This window comes from Staphylococcus ureilyticus (assembly GCF_002902235.1).
Taxonomy (GTDB): domain Bacteria; phylum Bacillota; class Bacilli; order Staphylococcales; family Staphylococcaceae; genus Staphylococcus; species Staphylococcus ureilyticus.
This window is the reverse complement of sequence record NZ_PPRL01000069.1, coordinates 1-4350: the sequence shown is the minus strand read 5'-3', so window position 1 is coordinate 4350 and position 4350 is coordinate 1. Positions and strand designations below refer to the sequence as shown.

At 32.3% G+C, this 4350-nt stretch carries 5 protein-coding genes; all 5 read left to right on the top strand.

All coding sequences use genetic code 11. The features are described 5' to 3' along the window. The first annotated feature begins 137 nt into the window (after nucleotides 1–137). Genes CD150_RS07200 through greA form a run of 5 tightly spaced genes read left to right on the top strand, consistent with a single transcriptional unit; the run spans nucleotide 138 to nucleotide 4107 of the window. Nucleotides 138–779, top strand: coding sequence for an O-methyltransferase (locus tag CD150_RS07200; protein ID WP_073341837.1), 642 nt, complete (start codon nucleotides 138–140; stop codon nucleotides 777–779). After that, a complete protein-coding gene (locus CD150_RS07195; RefSeq protein WP_046208112.1) occupies nucleotides 776–1699 on the top strand; it encodes a peptidase U32 family protein in 924 nt (307 codons plus the stop codon). Before CD150_RS07200 ends, CD150_RS07195 begins: the two co-directional genes overlap by 4 nt. A gap of 14 nt (nucleotides 1700–1713) precedes the next feature. Then, nucleotides 1714–2982 carry a peptidase U32 family protein gene (locus CD150_RS07190; RefSeq protein WP_073341839.1) on the top strand — a complete coding sequence of 423 codons (1269 nt, stop codon included), beginning with the start codon at nucleotides 1714–1716 and terminating at the stop codon, nucleotides 2980–2982. Next, a complete protein-coding gene (gene udk / locus CD150_RS07185) occupies nucleotides 2982–3605 on the top strand; it encodes a uridine kinase (protein ID WP_073341842.1) in 624 nt (207 codons plus the stop codon). The genes CD150_RS07190 and udk overlap by 1 nt, the downstream gene beginning before the upstream one ends. Before the next feature lie 25 nt (nucleotides 3606–3630). Then, nucleotides 3631–4107, top strand: a complete 477-nt coding sequence (gene greA / locus CD150_RS07180) for a transcription elongation factor GreA (RefSeq protein WP_019469406.1) — start codon at nucleotides 3631–3633, stop codon at nucleotides 4105–4107. The last annotated feature ends 243 nt before the right edge of the window (nucleotides 4108–4350 follow it).

The following is a 4350-nucleotide window of genomic DNA, read 5'->3' as shown; positions in this document are numbered from 1 at the left end:
GAATTATATAAAGTAGTTCGAAAATAACAACTTATAGACGTCATTATTAACCATAATACAATCAGTCACGATTATTGGCTGATTTATTTTATTTGTCAAAAATGCTTTGAAATATCTACATTGAAGGAAGTTTTAAAATGGAAAATAATCAATCATATTTATTAGAATTGCACAAAGAGAATGATATTGTTATTGAACAACTTAGACCGTATGCGTTGGAACACCATGTTCCAATCGTTGATAGACTAACATTAGATATGATTAAACAACTGATCAGAATACATAAACCCAAGCGCATTTTAGAAATAGGTACAGCGATTGGTTATAGCAGTATGCAATTTGCTTCTGTTTCTGATGAAATAAAAGTGGTTACCATCGAACGTGATGATGATATGCAATTAAAAGCCAAAGAAAATTTTGCGAAATTTGGATTTGAAACTCAAATTGAGTTAATTGAAAAGGATGCGTTAGAAGCTTTAGAAAATATCAAACATGAATCTTTTGATATGATATTTATTGATGCTGCAAAGGCACAATCAAAAAAGTTTTTTTCTTTGTACGCCCCTTTATTGAATGAAGGTGGGATAATAGTTACAGATAACGTTTTGTATCATGGTTTTGTTTCTGATATTTCCGAAGTGAGAAGTAGAAATGTTAGACAAATGGTAAAAAAAGTACAAGAATATAATGAATGGCTTATGGCTCAACCTCATTTTACAACTAATTTCCTTAATATGGATGATGGTCTAGCTATTTCGATTAAAGGAGAATCAAAATGACAGAATTATTAGTAACACCAAAATCTGTTAAACATATTGAGACACTAATTGAAAAAGGTGCAGATGCTTTTGTAATTGGTGAGCAAAGATTCGGCTTAAGATTAGCAGGAGAATTTAAAAGAGAAGCATTGATAGAAGCAGTGGAATTAATACATAATCATGGTAAAAAAGCCTACGTAGCAGTAAATGGTATTTTTCACAATTATCATTTAAATGCACTAAAATCATATATAGATTTTTTACACGAAGTAAGCGTTGACCGCATCATATTTGGCGATCCAGCAGTAGTTATGTATGTGAATGAACAACCAAATCCGATTCCATTAAATTGGGATGCAGAAGCGCTAGTCACAAATTATTTCCAGTGTAACTATTGGGGGAAAAAAGGTGCACAACGTGCGCAATTAGCTAGAGAATTAAGTTTAGATGAAATATTAAATATAAAACAAAATGCAGATGTAGAGATTGAAGTACAAGTACATGGTATGACTTGCATGTTTCAATCAAAACGTATGTTATTAGGTAACTATTTTACTTTCCAAGAAAGACAAATGAAAATTCAACGAAATAAAGAAGCGAATGAGTTGCTTTTATATGATGAAGAACGGGATAATAAATATCCTGTTTTTGAAGATTATAATGGAACGCATATAATGTCACCTAATGATATTTGTTTGATCGAAGAGTTAGATCAGCTTTTAGCAGCCAATATTGATGCATTCAAAATCGATGGTGTATTACAAACTGAAGAATATATCAATGTATGTACAGAGCAATATAGAGAAGCGATTGATTTGTTCAAAGAAGATCCTGAAACCTATGATGATGAAAAATTTATGCTTGTAGATCCGATTGAGGCCATTCAGCCTGAGCACCGTCCGTTTGATGAAGGATTCTTGTATAAACAAACAGTCTATTAAAGGAGGTTTAAGTAATGGAATTATTAGAAAAAGTTGAAAATCATACTAATAATAAGATTAAAAAACCTGAACTACTTGCACCAGCAGGTAATTTAGAAAAACTCAAAATAGCAGTACATTATGGTGCTGATGCTGTATTTTTAGGTGGACAAGCATATGGTTTAAGATCAAATGCAGATAATTTTACGTTGGAAGAAATAAACGAAGGTGTGACATTCGCTCAGCAATATGGGGCGAAAATTTACGTTACGACTAATATTATTGCTCATGATGAAAACATAGAAGGATTGGACGAGTATTTAAAAAATATTGAGTCAGCAGGCGCCACTGGTATTATTGTTGCAGATCCACTTATTATTGAAACCTGTAAGCGTGTAGCGCCGAACTTAGAAATTCATTTATCAACACAACAATCTCTTTCGAATTATAAAGCTGTAGAATTTTGGAAAAATGAAGGTCTAGATCGTGTAGTATTAGCACGTGAAACTGGTGCTATGGAAATGAAGGAAATGAAAGACAAAGTAGATATTGAAATTGAATCATTTATACATGGTGCGATGTGTATTGCGTATTCTGGTAGATGTACATTAAGTAATCACATGACTGCTCGAGACTCTAACAGAGGCGGTTGTTGTCAAAGTTGTAGATGGGATTATGATCTTTTGGAAGTTGATGAAGATGGTGAATTAGATTTATATTATGACGAAAATGCAGTGACTCCATTTGCAATGAGTCCAAAAGATTTGAAACTTATTGAATCAATCCCTAAAATGATGGATATTGGTGTGGATTCACTTAAAGTTGAAGGACGCATGAAATCAATACACTATATTGCAACTGTAGTGTCTGTATATCGCAAAGTCATCGATGCTTATGCAGAAGATCCTGATAACTTTAAAATTAAGCCAGAATGGTTAACTGAGCTGGAAAAATGTGCTAATAGAGATACTGCTTCTGCATTTATTGAAGGCACACCTGGATACGAAGAACAAATGTTTGGGCAACAAAATAAAAAGAACTCAGCTTATGATTTTTGTGGATTGGTTCTGGCTTATGATGAAACAACTAAGCTTGCTACGATTCAACAGCGGAACAAATTTGAACCTGGAGACGAAATAGAGTTTTTTGGTCCTGAAATCGATACATTTAGACAAGTTGTTGACACTATCTATGATGAAGAAGGTAACCAACTTGATGCTGCACGACATCCATTGCAAATCGTGCAAATTAAAGTTGATCATCCAATTTATACCAACAACATGATGAGAAAGGAAATTGGATAATGAAACGTACGACTATTATTGGAATCGCTGGTGGTTCGGGTTCGGGTAAAACCTCAGTGACAAACGAAATAATGAAAAATTTAGAAGGCCATAGTGTTGCATTATTGGCACAAGACTATTATTATAAGGACCAATCGCATTTAAGTTTCGAAGAACGTTTAGAGACCAATTATGATCATCCTTTTGCTTTTGATAATGACTTATTAATAGAAAATTTAAACGATTTGAGAAATGGCAAACAAATCGAAGTACCAACATATGATTATACAAATCACACTAGAAGTGAAGAAACGATTGCATTTAAACCAAAAGATGTTATTATCGTAGAAGGCATATTTGCGCTTGAAAATAAAATGTTAAGAGATTTAATGGATGTCAAGATTTATGTTGATACAGATGCAGATTTACGAATTTTACGTCGCTTACTTCGTGATACAGAAGAAAGAGGACGAACAATGGATTCTGTAATAAGTCAATATCTAAATGTAGTTCGACCAATGCATAATCAATTTATAGAACCCACAAAAAGATATGCAGATATTATCATTCCAGAAGGTGGAAGTAATAAAGTTGCGATCGATATAATGACGACGAAAATTCAGACTTTAGTAAGTAAACAATAGTATTATAGTAAAGGAAGATGACAATATGGAAAACCAAAAACAATATCCTATGACGCAAGAAGGTTTCGAAAAACTAGAAAATGAACTTGAAGAGTTAAAAACGGTTAAGAGACCAGAAGTCGTAGAAAAAATAAAAGTAGCACGTTCATTCGGAGACTTATCTGAGAACTCTGAGTATGATGCTGCTAAAGATGAACAAGGATTTATCGAACAAGATATACAAAGAATTGAGCATATGCTACGTAATGCCCTAATAATCGAAGATACTGGTGATAACAACCAAGTACAAATTGGTAAAACTGTAACTTTTGTAGAATTACCTGGTGAAGACGAAGAGGAATACCAAATTGTTGGATCAGCTGAATCTGATGCATTTAATGGTAAAATTTCAAATGAATCACCAATGGCAAAAAGTTTAATCGGTAAAAAATTAAACGAAGAAGTTCGTGTTCCACTACCAAATGGTGCAGAAATTAATGTCAAAATTGTAAATATCAAATAATATCAAAATCCCCTTAACACTTATTGTTAGGGGGATTTTACACTTTATAAATAAAAACATATACTTATCTTCAACTATTTGATAAATTTATATCATTGATACAATAATTGAAATATTGAGATAATTTTGGATTAATTTGTATTTAACAATAGTAGTTTATTATCGACAATTATAACTATTTTTAATTAAACATAGTCTGACAGTTAATGATACAATTATAATGTTGCACACATATTAATGTTT

Excerpts from the sequence above, each read along its gene's own strand:
- CD150_RS07200 (WP_073341837.1), top strand. The coding sequence starts at position 138 with ATGGAAAATAATCAATCATATTTATTAGAATTGCACAAAGAGAATGAT.
- udk (WP_073341842.1), top strand. The coding sequence starts at position 2,982 with ATGAAACGTACGACTATTATTGGAATCGCTGGTGGTTCGGGTTCGGGT.
- CD150_RS07195 (WP_046208112.1), top strand. The coding sequence starts at position 776 with ATGACAGAATTATTAGTAACACCAAAATCTGTTAAACATATTGAGACA.
- CD150_RS07190 (WP_073341839.1), top strand. The coding sequence starts at position 1,714 with ATGGAATTATTAGAAAAAGTTGAAAATCATACTAATAATAAGATTAAA.
- greA (WP_019469406.1), top strand. The coding sequence starts at position 3,631 with ATGGAAAACCAAAAACAATATCCTATGACGCAAGAAGGTTTCGAAAAA.